This is a genomic window from Streptomyces sp. NPDC014764 (assembly GCF_043082785.1).
In the GTDB taxonomy this organism is placed as follows: Bacteria; Actinomycetota; Actinomycetes; order Streptomycetales; family Streptomycetaceae; genus Streptomyces; species Streptomyces althioticus.
In genome coordinates, this window is record NZ_JBIBXY010000008.1 from 105,938 (window position 1) to 125,885 (window position 19,948).

Sequence of the window (19,948 nt, forward strand, 5' to 3'; positions counted from 1 at the left end):
TCCGGGGAGGCCTACAGCGCCACGAACGCCGCCGTCAGCAGCCCCGCGCCCGCCACCGCCATCACCCACGCCGCGCGCGTCCGCAGCAGGCCGCCCGCCACCACCACCGACGCCAGCAGCAGCGCGCCCCCGAGCGGCACCCACGCATACAGCACCCCGGCCGGACCCGAACGCACCGCCTCCCGACCGCCCGGCTTCAGCACCACCGTGTACGTGCTGCCCTTCTCCACGGCCACCGTGTCCTCGAGCACCACCTCCGCGCGCGGCTGCGACCCCGGCGACAACGGCCGGAACGGGCCCTCGCAGGCGTCCTCGGCGCACCGCGTCACCTCGACCGTGCCGCGCTCACGGCCCTTGGTCAGCATCACGTGCTGCGCCGTCCCCCACGACGCCCACACACCGGCGATCAGGATCAGCACGGCGACCGTGCCCATCGCGGCGAACCGGCCGAAGCGCAGCGCTGAGGAACCGCGCGAGGAACGGACAGCGGAAGGCATGGCCGCGATCTTTGGCCATGACCTCGCGCCCGGTCAACTCCGGCGGGCCACACCAGAGGAGATGTCCGGCGTTGTCGCCCTCGTCACCCACGTCACGAGTTGTACGCGCCCTGCGCCCGCTCCAGACCCTCCGCCACCAGACACTCCACCGCGTCCGCCGCCCGGTCCACGAAGTAGTCCAGCTCCTTGCGCTCCGCCGACGAGAAGTCCTTCAGCACATAGTCCGCCACCGGCATCCGCCCCGGCGGCCGGCCGATCCCGAACCGCACCCGGTGATAGTCCCGGCCGAACGCCCCCGTCAGCGACTTCAGACCGTTGTGCCCGTTGTCCCCGCCACCCAGCTTCAGCCGCAGCGTCCCGTAATCGATGTCCAGCTCGTCATGGACCGCCACCACCCGCTGCGGCGGCACCTTGTAGAACTCCCGCAGCGCGTTCACCGGCCCGCCCGACAGGTTCATGTACGACATCGGCTTCACCAGCACCACCCGGCGGCTACCCGGCCCCGGAGGCCCGATCCGGCCCTCCACGACCTGCGCCTGCGCCTTCGCCGCCCGCTTGAACCGCCCGCCCATCCGCTCCGCCAGCAGATCCGCGACCATGAACCCCACGTTGTGCCGGTTCAACGCGTACCCCGGCCCCGGATTGCCCAGCCCGGCGATCAGCCAAGGGCCCGCCGCGTCCTCCGTCACGCCCACGCTTCCTCCCACATACGCGTCGGCCGCCGCCCCGCACGGGAGCAGCGGCCGACGTACGACTGGATCCGAAAGGCTCAGGCCTCGGCGGCCTCTTCGCCCTCCCCGGCACCCTCGGACGCCTCCTCGGCCTGCGCGGCCAGAACCTGCAGCACCACGGTGTCGTCCTCGACGGAGAGGGTGACACCGCTGGGGAGCTCGATGTCCTTGGCGAGCACGGAGGCACCGGCCTCCAGGCCCTCGACGGACACGGTCACACCCTCCGGAATGTGCGTGGCCTCGGCCTCGACGGGCAGCGCGTCCAGGACGTACTCCAGCAGGTTGCCGCCCGGGGCCAGCTCGCCCTCGGCCTGCACCGGGATCTCGACCTGGACCTTCTCGCCGCGCTGCACCAGCTGCAGGTCGACGTGGACCAGGAAGCCCTTCAGCGGGTCACGCTGGACGGACTTCGGGATGGCCAGCTCGTTGGTCTTGCCGTCGATGTCCAGCGCGATCAGGACGTTCGGCGTACGCAGGGCGAGCAGCAGCTCGTGACCCGGGAAGGTCAGGTGGATCGGGTCGGAACCGTGACCGTACAGAACACCGGGAACCTTGTTCTCACGACGGATACGGCGGGCAGCACCCTTGCCGAACTCGGAACGCGTCCCGGCGGCGATCTTCACCTCGGACATGATCACTCCTCATAGTCAGAAACGGACGTGGTCACCCGGCCACGAACGGCCTGCTACGAAGAGCGCGTCGATAACGGACCGCCGTACGACACTTCCGAAGAAGCGGTACGGCCTCCCTCGCCGAGCAACTCGTGCAGTTTACCCGGGCCAGGAGGCCGCACCCAAAACGATCACCGGCAGTCGAACTGATGTCGGACTGCAGAACCCTTACTGCTCGTCGAACAAGCTCGTCACCGAGCCGTCCTCGAACACCTCCCGCGCCGCGCGCGCGATCGTCGGCGCGATCGACAGCACCTTGATCTTGTCCAGGCTCTCACTCAGCTCACCCGGCGTCGGCAACGTGTTCGTGAACACGAACTCGCTCACCTTCGAATTCTTCAGACGGTCCGCCGCCGGACCCGACAGCACACCGTGCGTCGCCGTCACGATCACGTCCTCCGCACCATGCGCGAACAGCGCGTCAGCCGCCGCACAGATCGTGCCACCGGTGTCGATCATGTCGTCCACCAGCACGCACACGCGGCCCTTCACCTCACCGACCACCTCGTGCACCGTGACCTGGTTCGCCACGTCCTTGTCCCGGCGCTTGTGCACGATCGCCAGCGGCGCGCCCAGCCGGTCGCACCAGCGGTCCGCCACCCGCACACGGCCCGCGTCCGGGGACACCACCGTCAGCTTCGAACGGTCCACCTTCGCGCCCACGTAGTCCGCCAACAGCGGCAGCGCGAACAGATGGTCCACCGGGCCGTCGAAGAAGCCCTGGATCTGATCCGTGTGCAGGTCCACCGTCAGCAGACGGTCCGCACCCGCCGTCTTCATCAGATCCGCGATCAGACGCGCCGAGATGGGCTCACGACCGCGGTGCTTCTTGTCCTGCCGGGCGTACCCGTAGAACGGCACGATCACCGTGATCGAACGGGCCGACGCACGCTTCAACGCGTCGATCATGATCAACTGCTCCATGATCCACTTGTTGATCGGCGCCGTGTGGCTCTGGATCAGGAAACAGTCGGCCCCACGAGCCGACTCCTGATACCTCACATAGATCTCACCGTTCGCGAAGTCGAAGGCCTTCGTCGGGACGACCCCGACATCCAACTGCTGGGCGACCTCCTCGGCAAGCTCGGGGTGGGCGCGGCCGGAGAAGAACATCATCTTCTTCTCGCCGGTCGTCTTGATCCCGGTCACAGCACTGTCTCCTCAGAGGTGTCTCAGCTGGTGGGGGTGCGCGTTTCCGCACCTCTCACGGTACGCCGTCCCGAACAGAACGCTTCTCCGGTCAGTCCTCGCCGGCCGGCTCCCCCGACGCCGCCTCCGCGGCCTTCGCAGCAGCACTCCCCGGACGCTTACGAGCCACCCAGCCCTCGATGTTGCGCTGCTGACCACGGGCCACCGCCAGGGAACCCGGCGGCACGTCCTTCGTGATCACCGAGCCCGCCGCCGTGTAAGCACCGTCTCCGACCGTGACAGGAGCAACAAACATGTTGTCCGACCCCGTCCGGCAGTGCGACCCGACCGTCGTGTGATGTTTGTCCTGTCCGTCGTAATTGACGAACACACTTGCCGCACCGATGTTCGAGTACTCGCCGATCGTCGCGTCACCCACGTACGACAGATGCGGAACCTTCGACCCCTCACCGATCGACGCGTTCTTCGTCTCCACGTACGTACCGATCTTGCCCTTGCGCGCCAACCGCGTCCCCGGACGCAGATACGCGAACGGACCCACCGACGCCTCCGGACCCACCTCGGCACCCGTCGCCACCGTGTTGTCCACACGCGCCCCCGCACCCACCCGGGTATCCGTCAGCCGCGTGTTCGGACCCACCTCACAGCCCTCACCCAGATGCGTCGCACCGTGCAACTGCGTCCCCGGATGCACCAGCACGTCCCGCTCGAACGTCACCGTCACATCCACCCACGTCGACGCCGGATCCACCACCGTCACACCGGACAGCATCGCCGCCGTCAACAGCCGCTCGTTCAGAATCCGCCGCGCCTGAGACAACTGCACACGGTTGTTGATCCCCGCGATCTCCCGATGGTCCCCCGCCACCGACGCACCCACCCGGTGCCCCGTCTCCCGCAGGATCCCGAGCACGTCCGTCAGGTACTCCTCACCCTGACTGTTGTCCGTACGCACCCTCTTCAACGCGTCCGCCAGCAGCGCCCCGTCGAACGCGAACACACCCGAGTTGATCTCCCGGACCGCCCGCACCTCGTCCGACGCGTCCTTGTGCTCCACGATCGCCGTCACCGCACCGGAGCCGTCCCGCACGATCCGGCCGTACCCGGTCGCGTCCGGCACCTCCGCCGTCAGCACCGTCACCGCGTTGCCGTCCGCCGCATGCGTCTCCGACAGCCGGCGCAGCGTCTCACCGGTCAGCAGCGGAGTGTCACCGCACACCACCACCACGGTCCCGTCCACGGAACCGCCCAGCTCCTCCAGACCCATCCGCACGGCGTGCCCCGTGCCGTTCTGCTCCGCCTGCACGGCGGTCCGCACGTCGGCGGCGACCTCGGCGAGATGCGCGGTCACCTGCTCACGGGCGTGACCCACGACGACCACGAGGTTCGCCGGGTCCAGCTCACCGGCGGCGGCGAGCACATGACCCACCAGGGAACGGCCACAGATGTCGTGCAGGACCTTCGGTGTGGCCGACTTCATACGGGTGCCCTCACCCGCTGCGAGAACGACGACGGCTGCCGGGCGATTGGCGCTCACGGGGATGCCCTTCGGCTGTGTTGGAGGTGGGGGATGGACATCCGCAGGATACCGGGGCGTTTCCGGGGGGACATGAGAGCGGGTCCTGACCAGCGACCGGTCAGGACCCGAACCATGCAGCTCCGCCAGCTGGATTCGAACCAGCACTACAGGGCTTCAAAGGCCCGCGGGCTACCAGTTACCCCATGGCGGATGGCTGCGTCAGACCTTACCCGAGGAGGGTGGCGTGGTGATCCCGGAGACCATTCCTGTCCACCAGCCTTCGATACGCCGGTACAGGTCGGCGCCTTGTGACACCCGGACGACCAGACACCCTCGATAGGTGTCCACGACGTTCTTCCGGACGGTCGTGGGGTTGTGCTTCTTGATGGTCGTCTTCTGGAACACGGAGACGTCCACGCCGACCAGATCCGCCCAGTACCGTTTCGCGCCCTCCACGTCGGCGGTCATGTGGATCATCACGCGGTACCTCAGGCGGTCCGGCTCGACGCCGAGCAGGTCGAGCCATGCCAGGTAGAGCTTGATCACGCCGGGGTCGCTGTTCACGAAGAGGACGTTCTCGCGCCGGTCGTAGGGCTTGTCCTTCGCGCCCTCGGCCCAGTACAGGGCCACACCCGCGAGGAAGAGGTCGCGATCCGAGAGCGGGCCGATCTCCTGGGCTGCGGCCTTGGTCCGCCGGCGCTGCTCGTCCCGCACCGCCAGCTCGTGCTCCCAGCGCATGCGGCCCGCCAGCCGCGCCTGCTCCGAGGGCGGGCGCCGCTCCGGCTTCGGCAGATCCCGCACCCATAGAGAGATCGAGCTCTTGGAGCAGCCCAGCTCCACCTGGATCTGGTCGTAGGTCCAGCCCTGCAGGCGGAGCTCGCGGGCGCGCGCCCGTAGGCCGTCCTTGGCGTTGGGGCGCCGGGTCCAGTCCGGGGCGGGTTCGCCCTGGAGGAGGCGGTTGAGGATGTCGTTGTTGTCGACGTGGAGCCGGTCGCGGATCTGGCGTCGGCTGAGCCCTTCGCGCCGGAGGGTGACCGCCTGCTCGCGCAGGCCTTCGAAGTCGGCGTATTTGCCGGTCGGATGTGCCATGGGCATACCGTCCGGGCGGAATGGAGGGTTCCCGGGTCGAACGGTGCGCGATTCAGCAGTTCGAGGGATTGTGGGGCGTATGGCGGCTGATCGGTCGGTCGGTGTGGTCCGGGGTGAGGTGAAAACTCCCCGGAAAACGGACGGGGAGCGCCTTTAGGCTGGGAGGCATGACCACGACGGGGGAAGACCATGTGACGGCCCGGGGAGGGCCCTGGTGGTGGGAGCGGCGGCGTTCCGCCGTGCTGGACGCGGGGCTCGCGGCGGTGTCCGCGCTGGAGTGCGGGGCCGAGGGGGTCCCGTTCGCGTGGGAGGCGGGGGTCCCGGTCGCCGTGGGGGTGCTGTTCGGCCTTGCGGCGGGGTCGGTGCTGCTGGTGCGTCGGCGGTGGCCGATCGCGGTGGTGCTGGTGGCGATCGCGGTGACGCCGGCGGCGATGGGGTTCCTGCTGGGGATCGTGGGTCTGTATTCGCTGGCGGCGTCGGATCTGCCGCGCCGGATCATCGGGTCGCTGGCGGGGATGCAGTCGGTGGGTGTGCTGATCGTGATGTTCGTGCGGATGCGGCAGGACATCGCGCGCGGGGACGTGGAGGTCGGTGACTGGCTGGTGCCGTTCGCGTCGGTGACGATGGCGCTGGGTGTGACGGCTCCGCCGGTGCTGCTGGGGTTGTACGTGGGGGCGCGGCGGCGGCTGATGGAGAGTCTGCGGGAGCGGGCGGACAGTCTGGAGCGGGAGCTTCAGTTGCTCGCGGAGCGGGCGGAGGAGCGTGCGGAGTGGGCGCGTGGTGAGGAGCGGACGCGGATCGCGCGGGAGATGCACGACGTGGTGGCGCACCGGGTGAGTCTGATGGTGGTGCATGCGGCGGCGTTGCAGGCGGTGGCGCGGAAGGATCCGGAGAAGGCGGTGAAGAACGCTGCTCTGGTGGGGGACATGGGGCGGCAGGCGTTGACGGAGCTGCGGGAGATGCTCGGGGTGCTGCGTGCGGGCGGGGACGCGGTGCGGCCTCGTCCGGAGAGTGCGTCGGTGCCGTTGGCGGCGGTGGGTGCGGCTGCCGCGGCGGCGGCGTCGCGGGTGGCGGTGGAGGAGCCGGCGGAGGGGCCGTCGTTGGCGGAGATCGATGAGCTGGTGGGGCAGTCGGCCGCGGCGGGGATGGTGGTCGATCTGTCGGTGGAGGGGGAGTACCGGTCGTATGCGCCGGAGGTGGAGTCGACGGCGTACCGGGTGGTGCAGGAGGCGTTGACGAACGTCCACAAGCATGCGGCGGGTGCGAAGACGTATGTGCGGTTGGCGCACCGGGTGTCGGAGATTGCGATGCAGGTGGAGAACGAGCCGCCGTCGGGGGTGGGTTCGTCGGCGGGGCTGCCGTCGGGGGGCAACGGTCTGGTGGGGATGCGGGAGCGGGTGTCGGCGTTGGGCGGGGTGTTCGTGTCGGGGCCGACGGATGCGGGGGGTTTCCGGGTGTCGGCGGTGATTCCGGCGTCGTAGGTCCGCGGCGGGGTCAGCCTGCGGTGAGGCGTTGGGGCCGGATGCCGGAGATGAGGGTGGCGAGGGCGTGGTCGATGTCGGGGCCGAGGTACCAGTCGCCGGTGTGGTCGAGGGTGTAGACGCGGCCCTGTGCGTCGATGGCGAGGAGTGCCTGGGTGTCGGGCTCGGCGCCGAGGGGGCAGACCTCGGTGTCGAGGGCGCGGCCGAGGTCGCCGAGGGTGCGGGCGAGGTGCAGGCCGTGGAGGGGGTCGATGTGGATCGGGGTGGGGGCGATCTGGCGGCCGGGTCCGGTGGGCCGGATGTGGAGTCCGCCGAATTCGGCCCAGGCTTCGACGGCGGCGGGGAAGACGGTGTGCCGGTGTCCGGCGGGCGAGGTGTGGTCGCGGAGGGTGTCGGCCCAGATTTCGGCCTGTTTGATGTCCCAGCGTCCGGGCTGCCAGCCGGCGGCGCGCAGTGCGGCGTCTACGGGGACGGCGAACCGGGTGGTCGAGGTGCGGTCGGTGTGCATCTGCCCTTCGTTCGTCGAGGTGGTTCGGTGGTGCGGGGGGTGGTTCAGCCGCCGGTGGCGGTGGGGTCGACGGTGCGGACGCCGAAGTGGGCGGTGAGGGCGGTGCAGGCGCGGCAGGGGGTGGCGTAGCTGCCGTGGAGGGGGTCGCCGTCCTCGCGGATGCGGCGGGTGGTGAGTTTGGCGTGTTTGAGGGCTTTGCGGGCCTCGCCGTTGGTCATGGGTTTGCGGGCGGCTCTTTTGCTGCGGGCGGCGTCGGCGGTGGCGATGTGCCGGGAGATGAGGATGGTTTCGGCGCAGCGTCCGGTGAAGCGGTCGCGTTGGTCGCTGGTGAGGGTGTCGAGGAAGTCCTGGACGAGTGGGTGGAGCGCGGGGGGTGTGTCGCCGCGGGCGGCGGTGCCGGTGAGGGTGGCGCCGCGGACGGAGAGTGCGGCGGCGATGGTGGGGAGGATGCCGTCGCGGCGGTGCCGGAGGGCGGGTGCCGGGGTGCTGTCGGTGGCGCTCCAGCCGATGCGGGGGTCGCCGGAGCGGGGGTCGCCGGATGGTCCGGTGTGCGTCCCCGTCTGCGTCGCGTTCATGATCGTCATCCCCTCCCGAGCATCCCCCCGGTGGTCACAGAGTGCCAAATCGCGTGGCGGCTGGGGAAGCTGGGGCGGGGCGACACGCCAGGGCGGGGGCGGGCTGTCACGGTGGGGTGACGTGGGGTCACGGAAGCGGAGGGGCTGGTGGCCGGTGCCCGGTGACCGGTGGGGGTGTACCGCATAGGCTGTCGGCACCGCGATCCGGCGGTGTTCCGTGTGCGGGCGCCGAGGGTTCGTGGTGGTGAAGCAGTCGAGACAGACGTGACAGTCGAATACGTTCCGTGACGGCTCCGAGGGTGGGGCGGGCGGGGCGTACAGAGTGCCGCAGGGGGCAACCGCCATGACGACAGGTCGGCTCGGGCTGGGGGCGCCTCCCGGCCGCCAGGCTGGGGGAACTTCCGCGCCGCCGAACGCGGCTTATGCCGGGCAGGTCGTGCATTTCCCGGATCCGGTGCGGGCGGCGCGTCACCCGAGAGGTGTGCGGGTGGACGAGCGTGGTTTCCCCGATTTCTCGCCCTATGCGCGTGCGGCTGCGGAGATCGCGGATCCGCCGGAGGGTTTCGGTGTGGACGAGCTGCGGCTGACGGATTTCGTGTCGGCGAACGCGGTGCTGGCGGCGACGGGTCACGAGCTGTGGGACACGGTTCCGGCGGTGGCGACGCCGCATGGCTGGACGTGGCATCACGTGGCGGGTACGCGGCGTCTTGAGCTGGTGCCGGTCGAGGTGAAGGCGTTGTTGCGGCATCACGGTGGTGTGGCGACGGCGGCGGTGGACCACGGCAAGCGGGGCACGCGGCCGTTGCAGGAGACGCGTCCGGCGCATTTCGGGCTGCCGAAGTCGGGTGTGGCGGTGACGGAGTCGCAGGTGCTGGGGGTCGAGGAGGATCTCGGGTACCGGCTGCCGGGCGCGTACCGGTCGTTCCTGAAGGCGGCGGGCGGTTGTGCGCCGGTGGGTACGGCGTTGGACGCGGAGCTGGGTCTGCTGGTGGACCAGCCGTTCTTCACGGTGCGGGACGAGGCCGCGGTGAACGACCTGGTGTATGTGAACAAGTGTCTGCGGGACCATCTGACGAAGGACTACCTGTGTGTGGCGTTCGTGCAGGGTGGTCTGCTGGCCGTGAAGGTGCGGGGCGAGCGGCAGGGTTCGGTGTGGTTCTGCGCGTACGACGATGTGCGGGACGTGGATCCGTCGTGGCCGCCGGCGGAGCGTGTTGAGCGGCTGCTGCTGCCGTGCGGTGAGGATTTCGACGTGTTCCTGTCGCGGCTGGCGGGGTCTCCTCCGGAGTTGGAGACGGTTGCGAATCTGATGGTGGACGGCGGGTTCGCGCGTGCTGTTCCGGTTTCTTCCGCGGGAGTGTGAGTCGTAGCGATGGTGACGTTCGCGCAGGCGCAGGAGCGCGCGGAGGAGTGGGTCAACGGGGACGTGCCCGCGTACCAGCATCGTGAGGTGCGGGTGCGGGAGTTCGGTCTCGGGTTCGTGGTGTGGGCGGAGGACCGTGCGGACGGTCCGCGTTCGGACGGTGGCGGGCAGCGGCTGGTGATCGCCCGGGACAGCGGCGAGGCCACGCTGTGGCCGGCGCTGCCGGTGGGTGAGGTGATTCGCAGGTACGAGGAGGAGTACGGCAGGGACGAGGCGGCGGCGGAGGAACCGGCGCCCGCGCCGGCGGCGCGGGTGGACCTGAACCAGACGTCGTTCCTGCTGAGTCCGCCGGAGTGGCTGCAGGAGGCGGCGGACCGGCTGGGGATCCCGGACCGGCGTGGGGAGACGTCGGGGGGTGGCGCCGGAGGTGCGGCCTCGGGCGCGGCTGCGGCGGCGTCCGCGGGGTCCGGTGCCGGGTCGGCGTCGGGTGCGGTGCCGGGGCAGGCCGGTGCGCCCGACGCGAGCTGGGCGGCGTCGTCCACGGGTGCGGGCCGGGGCGCGGACGGGGGTGGCTCGGAGGAGTCCCCGGCGGGTTCCGGTGCCGCGGGGTCCGCCTCCGACGGCAGCGGTTCGGCGTGGCCGGCGGCCGGGGGCGGTGCGGACGAGGGCACGCCGTGGGCGGGTACGGACACCGCGGGGGACGCGGGCGAGGACCGCTCGGTGCCGCTGCCGCAGACCGTGTACGCGCCGCAGGTGCGGGAGCCGGGCGAGGACGCTCCGGCGACGCCCGACGCGAAGACGGCGCTGATGTCGGGGGGCAGCCGGCTGCCGCCGACGGCGGTCGCGCCGGCGGTTCAGGCGGGGCAGTCGACTCCGCCGCCTCCTGCCCAGGCGGGTCCTCCTGCGACGCCTCCGCCTCCCACCCAGGCCGGTGCAGCCGGCACCCCGGCGCCGGGTACGCCCGTGGCGCCGCCGGCTGCGGGCGGCACGGACGCCGGTGACATCGCCGACGCCGCGACCAGCAAGGCGACTCCGCCGCCGAAGCGGGGGCAGGGTCCGACGCCCCCGCCGCCTCCGGGCGCCCCGGGGACGCCGGGTGCGCGACCCGGCGGCACGCCCGCGCCCGCGCCCGCTCCCGCGCAGGGCGGGAGTGGCTATGTGCCCACGCAGCTGGTGTCGTCGCTGGGTGCGGAGGGGCCGGAGGATCCGGGCGGCGGGCAGACGCCTCCGCCGGGGGCGCCGACTCCGCCTGCGCCGGGTGCGCCCGGAACGCCTCCGGGCGGGGTGCATCACGCGGCGACGATGCTCGCCGATCCGAACAGCCCGGGCGCGGGGGTGTCCACGCCTCCGGGCCCGCCCGGTGCTCCGGGTCAGCCGGGTGCGCCTCAGCCTCCCGGCCAGCCGGGTGCGCCCCAGCCTCCTGGTCCGCCCGGTGCTCCGGGTCAGCCCGGTCAGCACGGTGCCCCGGGTGCTCCCGGCGCGCCTCAGCCGCCCGGTCCTCCCGGCCGGCCCGGTGCGCCCGGCGCGCCCCAGCCTCCGGGCCCGCCCGGAGCTCCGGGTGGCCCCGCTCAGCCCGGCGCGCCCCAGCCGTCCGGCGCCCCGGGCAATGCTCCCGGCGCCCCGCCGGTGCACCACGCGGAGACCGTCCTGGCGGCACCGCCCGTCGGCGGTCCCGGTGCGCCTCCGCCGCCGGCGCCGCCCGGTGCGCCCGGTGCCCCGCCGATGGCGCCCGGGGCGATGCCTCCGGGTGCCGTGCCCCCGCCGGGCGCTCCCGCGCCGGGGCAGCCGCCGGCGTACGGCTATCCGCAGCAGCCGCCCGGTCAGCCGACCGTCGGTCCCGGCTACCAGGCCGTGCTGCGCTACCGCGCGCAGGACGGCTCCGAGCAGCAGCTGATCCGGCGTTCCGCGCCGGGCACCCCGCATCCGGAGTGGCAGATCTTCCACGAGCTGCGCGCGATGAACGTGCCGCCGAACCAGGTGCTGGAGCTGCACACGGAGCTGGAGTCGTGCGAGCTGCCGGGCGCGTACTGCGCGCGGATGATCCGCGAGCAGTGGCCGCAGGCGCGCATCACGTCGATCGCGCCGTACGGCCCGGACCACGCGAGCCGGCAGCAGGGCATGCGGCAGCTGCTGGCCCATCAGGGCGAGCTGCACCAGGTGGCGGACGGTCCCGCGCGTCCCGCCCCGGTACGGGCGCCGGTCCCGCCGGTGCAGCCGGCCCCGCCGATCCCGCCGGAGGCGATCGGGCAGGAGCTGGCGGCCGCGTTCGGGCCGGGCGTGTTCCGGTTCGAGCAGGCGGCGGTGTCCCGTCAGGGCGTGCCGCCGGTGGTGGCGCACACGCTGGTGACGGCGGGTCTGCCGACGGACATGGGGCCGTTCTTCTGGGCGCAGGCCCAGCCGGGCCGCCCGGTGCCGACGCTGGCGGAGCTGGCCGCGGAGCGGGGCGTGCAGCCGGCGCCGGACGCGGGCTCGTACCTGGCGATGGGCAGCGACTTCGGCAAGGCGATCTGTGTGCAGTACGGCACGGCGAACATCGTCGCGGTGCCGGTCGAGGCCGGTCCGGGCGGTACGGCGGTGCCGCCGCAGTTCGTGAACACCGGGCTGCCGGAGTTCGCGCGCTGCCTGGCGCTGCTGGGCCGGATGTGGCGCCTGCGGTTCGGGCTGAACCAGGAGCAGGCGGGCCGCTGGACCGTCGACTTCCAGGCGCAGCTGGCCGCGCTGGACCCGGCGGCGCTGGGGTCGCCGGAGAGCTGGTGGTCGGTGCTGCTGGAGCAGATGTGGGACGGGCTGCTGTGAGCCGCCGCCGCTGAAGGTGTGACCCGTGAGCCGGGCCCGGTCGTGACGACGACCGGGCCCGGCTCACGTCTGTCCGCCGTGGCAGGGCCGCCCGAGCGGAGTGTCGCGTTATGAACACTTCCTCGACATCGATCAAGATGTGCGCGATTCATACCTTTTTGTGCTCGGTCGTCGTGCTGGGCTTCATGTCCGTCGGTGGAAGGGGTTCCAGGGTGAGCAGCAGCACATCGGTGTCGTCGCAGGGGTTCGAGATCGTCCGCCGGGGGCGCGGGTACCGCCCGCTCCAGGTGATCGCGTACGTCGAGGCGCTGTCGGACGACCGGGACGCCGCCTGGGAGCGCGCGGCGCGGCTGACGGTCCTGGCGCGGGAGATGGAGGAGGAGCTCGAACGGCTGCGGGAGCGGGCGGCCGGGCTGCCGGAGCAGACGTACGAGTCGCTCGGCGACGGCCCCCGGCGGCTGTTCCTGCTGGCGTTGGAGGAGGCCACGGCCGTGCGGGAGTCGGCGCGGCAGCACGCGCAGGACCTGGTGGACCTGGCGCGGGACGACGCCGCCGGGGTGGAGGGGACAGCGCGGGCGTACGCGGCCACGCTGCGCGCCGTCGCCGACGAGTACGCCCGGGAGCGGCTGGCCGCGGCGCGGGAGAGGGCCGACGAGATCCGTGTCGAGGCGCGGCTCGACGTGAAGGAGCGGCGCACCGAGGCGCTGGTGGAGGTGCGGAGGTTGCGGGAGCGCACCTCGGAACTGCTCGCCGAGGAGGCCAGGGCGCAGGCGCAGCGGCTCGACGAGGTCGCGCAGGGGGAGGCGGCGCGGGCGGCGGAGCTGGACGCCCGGCAGGCGGAGGCGGAGGAGCGCGCCGAGAAGGTGCTGGCGGAGGCGCGGCAGGCGTTCGCCGACGCGGAGGAGGCGGCCAGGCGCTGCGCGGACGAGGCGCGGGAGCGGGCGGCGGAGGTGCTGGCCGAGGCGCAGTCGCGGGTGGAGGGCGTCGAGCGGGAGACCGAGCGGGTGCTGCGGGAGCACGCCGACCGGCGGGAGGACGTGCAGATGCAGATGGACCACGTGTCCGCGAGCCTGAGCGCGCTGACCGGCCGCGCGGTGGAGTGACACCTCGCACGGCCGGCGGGCCTCCGTCACGGGCCTGGGCCTTCCGCCGGCCGGCGTCCGTCGCGGGCCTGGGCCTTCCGTCGGCCGGCTCCCGGACGGGCCTGGGCCTTTCATCGGCCGGCGTCCGGCATCGGCCTGGGTCTTTCATCGGCGGGCGTCCGGCATCGGCCTGGGCCTTTCATCGGCGGGCGTCCGGTATCGGCTTGGGGCTTCCGTCGGCGGGCGTCCGGTATCGGCTTGGGGCTTCCGTCGGCGGGCGTCCGGCATCGGCCCGGGCCTTCCGTCGGTCGGCCTCCGTCACCGGTCCGGGTCTTCCGTCGGCCGGCGTCCTGCGCAGGTCAGGGCCTTCTGCGGATCGCGCCGGCGAGGATCCGGCCCTCCACCGCCTCGTACTGGCGGCGCTGTTCCTCCGCACGGGCGCGGCCGGAGGCGACGGTGCCGAGCCAGCCGCAGAGGAAGCCGAACGGGATGGACACCAGACCGGTGGTGGTGAGGGGGAACCAGTTGAAGCCGGCGTCGGGGAAGGCGGCGACGGGAGAGCCGGAGACCAGGTTGGTGCCCGGCATCAGCACCAGCACGGAGACCGTCCCGCCGATGAGGGTGGCGAGCAGGCCGGTGCGCGTGTAGCGGCGCCAGAAGAGGCTGTAGACGAGGGCCGGGGCGATGGCCGAGGCGCCCAGGCAGAACGACAGCGTGATCAGCGGGTGCAGGCTGTGGTGCTGCACCAGGGTGGCCAGCAGGATCGCGGGGACGCCGACGGCCGCGGCGGACAGGCGGGCCAGCAGCATCTCGCGGCGCGGCGTCATCTCCCGCCCCCGGGCGGCGAACACGTCGTGCGCGAGGGAGTTGGCGCAGGCGAGGATCATCCCGGCGACGGAGGCGAGGACGGTCAGGAAGATCGCCGTGGTGACGGTGGTGAACAGGACGGTCTCCGCGGTGGACACCTCCGCGCCGAACACCGCGCGCGTGCCGAGCAGGTAGGCGGTGTTGCCCCGCGGGTCGGCCCCGGCGACGACGGCCCGCCCGAGCAGCGCGGTCGCGCCGAACCCGACGACCGTGATGACCAGCACGAACAGCGCCACGCCGGACACCGCCCAGGACATCGAGCGGCGTACCTGACGGGCGCTGTCCGCGGTGTACATGCGCATGGTGATGTGGGGGAGGCAGGCGCCGCCGAGGACCACCGTGAGATGTGAGCTGATCATGTCGATGCCGGGGCTCGCGCTGCCGGTGAACTGCAGCCCGGACGCGAGGAAGGCGTCGCCGGTGCCGCTGCCCGCGGCGGCCGCGTCGAAGAGGGCCCCCGGGTTCCAGTCGAAGCGGTGCAGCACCAGCGCGGCGACCACCAGGCCGGAGCCGAGCAGCAGCACGATCTTCAGGATCTGGATGAGGGCGGTTCCCTTCATGCCGCCGATCGCCGCGTAACCGATCATCAGCGCGCCCACGCCGACGATGCACCCGGTCTGCATCGACTCGCCGGAGAAGCCGAGGATGAACCCCATCAGCTGGCCGGTGCCGGCGAGTTGCACCAGCATCAGGGGCAGCAGCGAGGCGAGGGTGACGACACTGGCGGTGATCCGCACCGAGCGGGCGCCCGTCATACGGCGGGTGAGCGCGTCGCCCATGGTGAACCGGCCCGCGTTGCGCAGGGGTTCGGCCAGCAGGAACATCAGCAGCATCAGCGACAGGGCGGTGCTGAGCGCGAGGACGACGCCGTCGTAGCCGAACAGGGCGATGACGCCGCTCGTGCCGAGGACGGTCGCGGCGGAGATGTAGTCACCGGCGATCGCGAGACCGTTGCGCATGGGGGAGAGGGAGCTGTAGCCGGTGTAGAACTCGTCGAGGTCGTCCCGGTCGGGGCCGGTCAGCACGCACAGCAGCAGGGTGATGGTGGCGACGGCGGAGAACCCCACCAGGGACATGGTCTCGGCGGTGTCGCCGAACAGCGGGTTCACCGGACCGCCTCCCGCCGTGCGTCGACGACCGCCTGGCGGCGGATCAGCTCGGCCAGCGGGTCCACGCGGCGGCGCGCGGTCGCCTCGTACAGGACGACGGCGAGCCAGGTGACGGGCACCTGGCCCACGGCGAGCAGCAGCCCGGTGGGGACACCGGCGGTGGTGCCGGTCATGAGGGACGGCGCGAACGCGGACAGCACCAGGAAGAGCAGGAAGTAGCCGAGCGCGGTGAGGGTGGCGGTGCGGCGCTGCCAGCGGTAGGCGCGGCGCAGCCGGCGCAGGTCGCTGTGGTGGCCCAGCGGGGTGTGCCGGGGAGCCCGGTGCGGCCGGGGCGGGGGCGGGGAGGGCGGCAGCCACGGGTAGGTGTGGTGGGTCGGGGAGGCGGCGTACGGGACGCCCGCACGGGGATCCGTGTACGGGCCATCGGTGTACGGGGGCGGGGGACGGTGCGGGCCGGGCGGAGGGGGGAAGGGGTCGGCGGGCATCCCGTGCTCCTTGCGTGGCTCGGGTCCGTGCGAGGACCGCAGGGAGGGGGTGGCGGAGCGGAGCCCGCACGTTACTCGCGCGTAGAGCGGAGCGCGACGGTTTGGCGCAACTCGCGCGCGGGGGAGCGCTCTCACGGTGGTACATGCCCTGAGCTGGGGTGTTACCCGGATTAACTCCGACTTTTGCGGTGTACGCGGGACATCGCGCTGTCCACCGGCGGCCACTCCGCTTGACCCTGACGCGGCGGCAGGGTGGACGCTGGGCGGCGCCGGACGGACCCGGTCCGCGGACGCAGGCGGGAGGAGGCGGGGGGAGCCGAAGGGAGGAGCGACCCCGAGACGGTCTCCGCCCCACGGGGGAGAGCCCTTAGGGGCACCTCCGTACTGCGGCTCGGGGAGGGTTCGTCCCGGCGGAGGACGAGGCGGGGCCGCCCCCGTCCTTAACCTGGCTTTACGCCGCTGGGGGGTGGCGGAGCACAGCACCGGGGGTGGGGTTTTCCACAGCAGAAGACTGCGCTGAACACCAGCGCGCCGGGCCCCCTCCCCCCGCCAGACTGAAGCACGAACCGCACACGACGCACCGGGCGGCCGCCGCACACCAGGGCGGCCGCCGGGAGCACCGCTTTGTCTTGACGACCGACATAGGAGACTTACCGTGACATCGGCTGTGACCATTCCCAGGCACGGGGGTACTGGAGGGACTACGGCCGTTGCCGCGCGAGCGCGGCAGGTCGTGAAGGCGTACGGGTCGGGGGAGACCCGTGTCGTCGCGCTCGACCACGTCGACGTGGACATCGCCCGCGGTCAGTTCACCGCGATCATGGGCCCCTCGGGGTCCGGCAAGTCCACGCTGATGCACTGCCTCGCCGGGCTCGACACCGTGACGAGCGGTCAGATCTACCTGGACGACACCGAGATCACCGGGCTGAAGGACAAGAAGCTCACCCGGCTGCGCCGCGACCGGATCGGCTTCATCTTCCAGGCGTTCAACCTGCTCCCGACGCTCAACGCGCTCGAGAACATCACGCTGCCCATGGACATCGCCGGCCGCAAGCCCGACAAGGCCTGGCTGGACCGGGTGGTGCAGACCGTCGGGCTCGCGGAGCGGCTCAAGCACCGGCCCACGCAGCTCTCCGGCGGCCAGCAGCAGCGGGTCGCCGTGGCGCGGGCGCTGGCAGCCCGGCCGGAGATCATCTTCGGTGACGAGCCGACCGGCAACCTCGACTCCCGCGCCGGCGCCGAGGTGCTCGGCTTCCTGCGCCGCTCGGTCGACGAGCTGGGACAGACCATCGTCATGGTCACCCACGACCCGGTCGCCGCCTCCTACGCGGACCGGGTGCTGTACCTCGCCGACGGCCGCATCGTCGACGAGATGCACCAGCCCACCGCCGAGCAGGTCCTGGACCGCATGAAGGACTTCGACGCCCGGGGGCGCACGTCATGACCGTGCTCAAGACCTCGATGCGCAACTTCCTCGCGCACAAGGGACGCATGGCGCTGTCGGCGGTGGCGGTGCTGCTGTCGGTGGCGTTCGTCTGCGGGACGCTGGTGTTCACGGACACCATGGGCACCACCTTCGACAAGCTGTTCGCGGCGACCTCGTCGGACGTCACCGTCAGCGCCAAGGACGCCTCCGACGGCGGCGAGACGACCTCCGGCAACGGCAAGCCGCCGGTGATACCGGCGGCCGTGGTCGACGAGGTGCGCGGGGCAGAGGGCGTGAAGTCCGCCGAGGGCACCGTGTTCTCCACCTCGGTGACCGTCGTCGACGGCGACAAGGACAGCCTCTCGCCCACCAGCGGCGGCCCGACCATCGTCGGCAGCTGGAACCGCAACGACGCCCGCACCATGGAGATCACCGACGGTGCGGCGCCCAAGGGCGCGGACCAGATCATGGTCGACGCCGAAACCGCCGACAAGCACGACCTGGCGCTCGGCGACGAGATCGGCGTGATCAGCGCCCTCGGCACGCACACCGCGAAGATCTCCGGCATCGCCGACTTCACCGTCACCAACCCCGGCGCCGCGATCTTCTTCCTGGACACGGCGACCGCCCAGCGGACCCTGGTCGGCGAGAGCGGCGTCTACACCAACGTCAACGTCACCGCCGCGGCCGGCGTCAGCGACGACCAGTTGAAGCGCAACGTCCTGACCGCGCTCGGCACCGACTACAAGGTCCTGACCGCCAAGGAGAGCGCGGACGCCAACAAGGAGAGCGTCGGCGACTTCATGGGCGTCCTGAAGTACGCGATGCTCGGCTTCGCCGGTATCGCCTTCCTCGTCGGCATCTTCCTGATCATCAACACCTTCTCCATGCTGGTCGCCCAGCGCACCCGGGAGATCGGCCTGATGCGGGCCATCGGCTCCTCCCGCAAGCAGGTCAACCGGTCCGTGCTGATCGAGGCGCTGCTGCTCGGCGTCGTCGGATCGGTCCTCGGCGTCGGCGCGGGCATCGGACTCGCGGTCGGCCTGATGAAGCTCATGGGCCTCATGGGCATGGAGCTGTCCACCGGTGACCTCACGATCGCCTGGACGACCCCCGCGCTCGGCCTGCTCCTCGGCGTGGTCGTCACCGTCCTCGCCGCCTACCTGCCCGCCCGGCGGGCCGGGAAGATCTCCCCGATGGCCGCGCTCCGCGACGCCGGCACCCCGGCCGACGCCAAGGCCGGCCGCATCCGGGGCCTGATCGGCCTGGTCCTCACCGGCGCCGGCGGCTACGCCCTCTACCTGGCGGGCAGCGCGGACAAGGCCACCGAAGGCTCGCTCTGGCTGGGACTTGGCGTGGTGCTGTCCCTCATCGGCTTCGTCGTCGTCGGCCCCGTGCTCGCGAGCGGCGTGGTCCGGGTCCTCGGCGCGGTCCTGCTGCGGGCCTTCGGCCCCGTGGGCCGCATGGCCGAACGCAACGCCCTGCGCAACCCGCGCCGCACCGGTGCCACCGGCGCCGCGCTGATGATCGGGCTCGCGCTGGTGGCGTGCCTGTCCGTGGTCGGCTCCTCCATGGTCGCCTCGGCCGGCGAGGAACTCGACAAGGCGGTCGGCACGGACTTCATCATCCAGAACGACCAGGGGCAGCTGGTCACCCCGGAGGCCGTCGAGGCCGTGCGGTCGACACCGGGCGTGGACCGGATCACCGAGTACAAGTGGACCCAGGCCGACTTCACCACGCCCGACGGGAAGACCAGCGAAGACACCGCGATCACCGCCGCCGACCCGACGTACGCCACCGACCTGCGGGTCGAGACCGTCGCCGGCAAGCTCGAGGACGCCTACCTGCCCGACTCGATGTCCGTGCACGAGGACTACGCCAAGGACCACGACGTCACCCTCGGCTCGAAGATCGAGGTCGCCTTCAAGGACGGCACGACCGGCTCCCTGACGGTCCGCGCCATCACCAGCAGCGAGGGCGTGGTCGACGCGGGCGCGATGTACACCTCCATCGACACCCTCGCCAGGTACGTCCCGGCGGACAAGATGCCGCTGGACCAGCTGGTCTTCGTCTCGGCCGAGGACGGGCACAAGGACGCCGCGTACGCGGCGCTCAAGAAGTCGCTGGACGGCTTCCCGCAGTACCAGGTGCGCGACCAGACCGACTACAAGGAGGCCTTGCAGGACCAGATCGGCCAGCTGCTGAACATGGTCTACGGCCTGCTCGCCCTGGCGATCGTCGTGGCGGTCCTCGGCGTGGTGAACACCCTGGCCCTGTCGGTGGTGGAGCGCACCAGGGAGATCGGCCTGATGCGGGCCATCGGCCTCTCGCGCCGCCAGCTGCGCCGCATGATCCGCATGGAGTCGGTCGTGATCGCCCTGTTCGGCGCCCTGCTGGGCCTCGGACTGGGCCTCGGCTGGGGCGCCACCGCCCAGCAGCTCCTCGCCCTGGAGGGTCTGAAGGTCCTCGACATCCCGTGGCCCACCATCGCCGGGGTGTTCGTCGGATCGGCGTTCGTCGGACTGTTCGCCGCGCTGGTCCCGGCCTTCCGGGCCGGCCGGATGAACGTCCTGAACGCCATCGCCACCGAGTAGCGGCGG

General features: G+C 71.9%; 16 protein-coding genes and 1 tRNA gene. 6 read left to right on the top strand and 11 right to left on the bottom strand.

What is annotated here, in order from left to right; all coding sequences use genetic code 11:
• Positions 1-11: 11 nt before the first annotated feature.
• The 7 genes from ACF1AG_RS21445 to ACF1AG_RS21475 all read right to left on the bottom strand — a co-directional run bounded on the left by ACF1AG_RS21445 (position 12) and on the right by ACF1AG_RS21475 (position 5,656).
• Positions 12-497 carry a hypothetical protein gene (locus ACF1AG_RS21445; RefSeq protein ID WP_387797628.1) on the bottom strand — a complete coding sequence of 162 codons (486 nt, stop codon included), beginning with the start codon at positions 495-497 and terminating at the stop codon, positions 12-14.
• Positions 498-589: 92 nt separating this feature from the next.
• Positions 590-1,192 (bottom strand): aminoacyl-tRNA hydrolase, encoded by a 603-nt coding sequence (pth, locus tag ACF1AG_RS21450; RefSeq protein WP_359604101.1) that lies wholly within the window; start codon positions 1,190-1,192, stop codon positions 590-592.
• Between the two features lie 74 nt (positions 1,193-1,266).
• Positions 1,267-1,860, bottom strand: coding sequence for a 50S ribosomal protein L25/general stress protein Ctc (locus tag ACF1AG_RS21455; protein ID WP_359604103.1), 594 nt, complete (start codon positions 1,858-1,860; stop codon positions 1,267-1,269).
• 207 nt (positions 1,861-2,067) lie between these two features.
• Positions 2,068-3,048 carry a ribose-phosphate diphosphokinase gene (locus ACF1AG_RS21460; protein ID WP_359604105.1) on the bottom strand — a complete coding sequence of 327 codons (981 nt, stop codon included), beginning with the start codon at positions 3,046-3,048 and terminating at the stop codon, positions 2,068-2,070.
• 91 nt (positions 3,049-3,139) lie between these two features.
• On the bottom strand, positions 3,140-4,585 hold the full coding sequence (glmU, locus tag ACF1AG_RS21465) for a bifunctional UDP-N-acetylglucosamine diphosphorylase/glucosamine-1-phosphate N-acetyltransferase GlmU (protein WP_391810209.1): 1,446 nt from the start codon (positions 4,583-4,585) through the stop codon (positions 3,140-3,142).
• 120 nt (positions 4,586-4,705) lie between these two features.
• A tRNA-Gln gene (locus ACF1AG_RS21470) sits at positions 4,706-4,778 on the bottom strand.
• Positions 4,779-4,786: 8 nt separating this feature from the next.
• On the bottom strand, positions 4,787-5,656 hold the full coding sequence (locus tag ACF1AG_RS21475) for a hypothetical protein (protein ID WP_391810210.1): 870 nt from the start codon (positions 5,654-5,656) through the stop codon (positions 4,787-4,789).
• A 167-nt stretch (positions 5,657-5,823) separates the two neighbouring features.
• Here ACF1AG_RS21475 and ACF1AG_RS21480 point away from each other — a divergent pair, with 167 nt between their 5' ends.
• Positions 5,824-7,137: a sensor histidine kinase gene (locus tag ACF1AG_RS21480; RefSeq protein ID WP_391810211.1), complete on the top strand. Its 1,314-nt coding sequence runs from the start codon at positions 5,824-5,826 to the stop codon at positions 7,135-7,137.
• Between the two features lie 13 nt (positions 7,138-7,150).
• Here the strand turns inward: ACF1AG_RS21480 and ACF1AG_RS21485 are convergent, their stop codons facing one another.
• Complete coding sequence (locus ACF1AG_RS21485; RefSeq protein WP_359604110.1) at positions 7,151-7,645, bottom strand: SUKH-3 domain-containing protein; 495 nt, start codon at positions 7,643-7,645, stop codon at positions 7,151-7,153.
• A gap of 44 nt (positions 7,646-7,689) precedes the next feature.
• A complete protein-coding gene (locus ACF1AG_RS21490; RefSeq protein ID WP_387797634.1) occupies positions 7,690-8,220 on the bottom strand; it encodes a YwqJ-related putative deaminase in 531 nt (176 codons plus the stop codon).
• Between the two features lie 343 nt (positions 8,221-8,563).
• Between ACF1AG_RS21490 and ACF1AG_RS21495 the strand changes: the two genes are divergently transcribed.
• The 3 genes from ACF1AG_RS21495 (at position 8,564) to ACF1AG_RS21505 (ending at position 13,482) form a co-directional block, all read left to right on the top strand.
• On the top strand, positions 8,564-9,583 hold the full coding sequence (locus tag ACF1AG_RS21495; protein ID WP_359604114.1) for an SMI1/KNR4 family protein: 1,020 nt from the start codon (positions 8,564-8,566) through the stop codon (positions 9,581-9,583).
• 9 nt (positions 9,584-9,592) lie between these two features.
• Positions 9,593-12,379, top strand: a complete 2,787-nt coding sequence (locus tag ACF1AG_RS21500; RefSeq protein WP_391810212.1) for an SUKH-4 family immunity protein — start codon at positions 9,593-9,595, stop codon at positions 12,377-12,379.
• 185 nt (positions 12,380-12,564) lie between these two features.
• Complete coding sequence (locus tag ACF1AG_RS21505; RefSeq protein ID WP_359752098.1) at positions 12,565-13,482, top strand: cellulose-binding protein; 918 nt, start codon at positions 12,565-12,567, stop codon at positions 13,480-13,482.
• 338 nt (positions 13,483-13,820) lie between these two features.
• Here ACF1AG_RS21505 and ACF1AG_RS21510 read toward each other — a convergent pair whose 3' ends face one another.
• Both ACF1AG_RS21510 and ACF1AG_RS21515 read right to left on the bottom strand, forming a co-directional pair.
• Positions 13,821-15,404: a cation acetate symporter gene (locus ACF1AG_RS21510; protein ID WP_359606987.1), complete on the bottom strand. Its 1,584-nt coding sequence runs from the start codon at positions 15,402-15,404 to the stop codon at positions 13,821-13,823.
• 29 nt (positions 15,405-15,433) lie between these two features.
• Entirely contained in the window at positions 15,434-15,922 is a 489-nt protein-coding gene (locus ACF1AG_RS21515) for a DUF485 domain-containing protein (RefSeq protein WP_359606985.1), read from the bottom strand.
• 655 nt (positions 15,923-16,577) lie between these two features.
• Between ACF1AG_RS21515 and ACF1AG_RS21520 the strand changes: the two genes are divergently transcribed.
• Positions 16,578-17,366: an ABC transporter ATP-binding protein gene (locus ACF1AG_RS21520; RefSeq protein ID WP_359606983.1), complete on the top strand. Its 789-nt coding sequence runs from the start codon at positions 16,578-16,580 to the stop codon at positions 17,364-17,366.
• A complete protein-coding gene (locus ACF1AG_RS21525) occupies positions 17,363-19,942 on the top strand; it encodes an ABC transporter permease (protein WP_391810213.1) in 2,580 nt (859 codons plus the stop codon). The genes ACF1AG_RS21520 and ACF1AG_RS21525 overlap by 4 nt, the downstream gene beginning before the upstream one ends.
• Positions 19,943-19,948 lie beyond the last annotated feature (6 nt).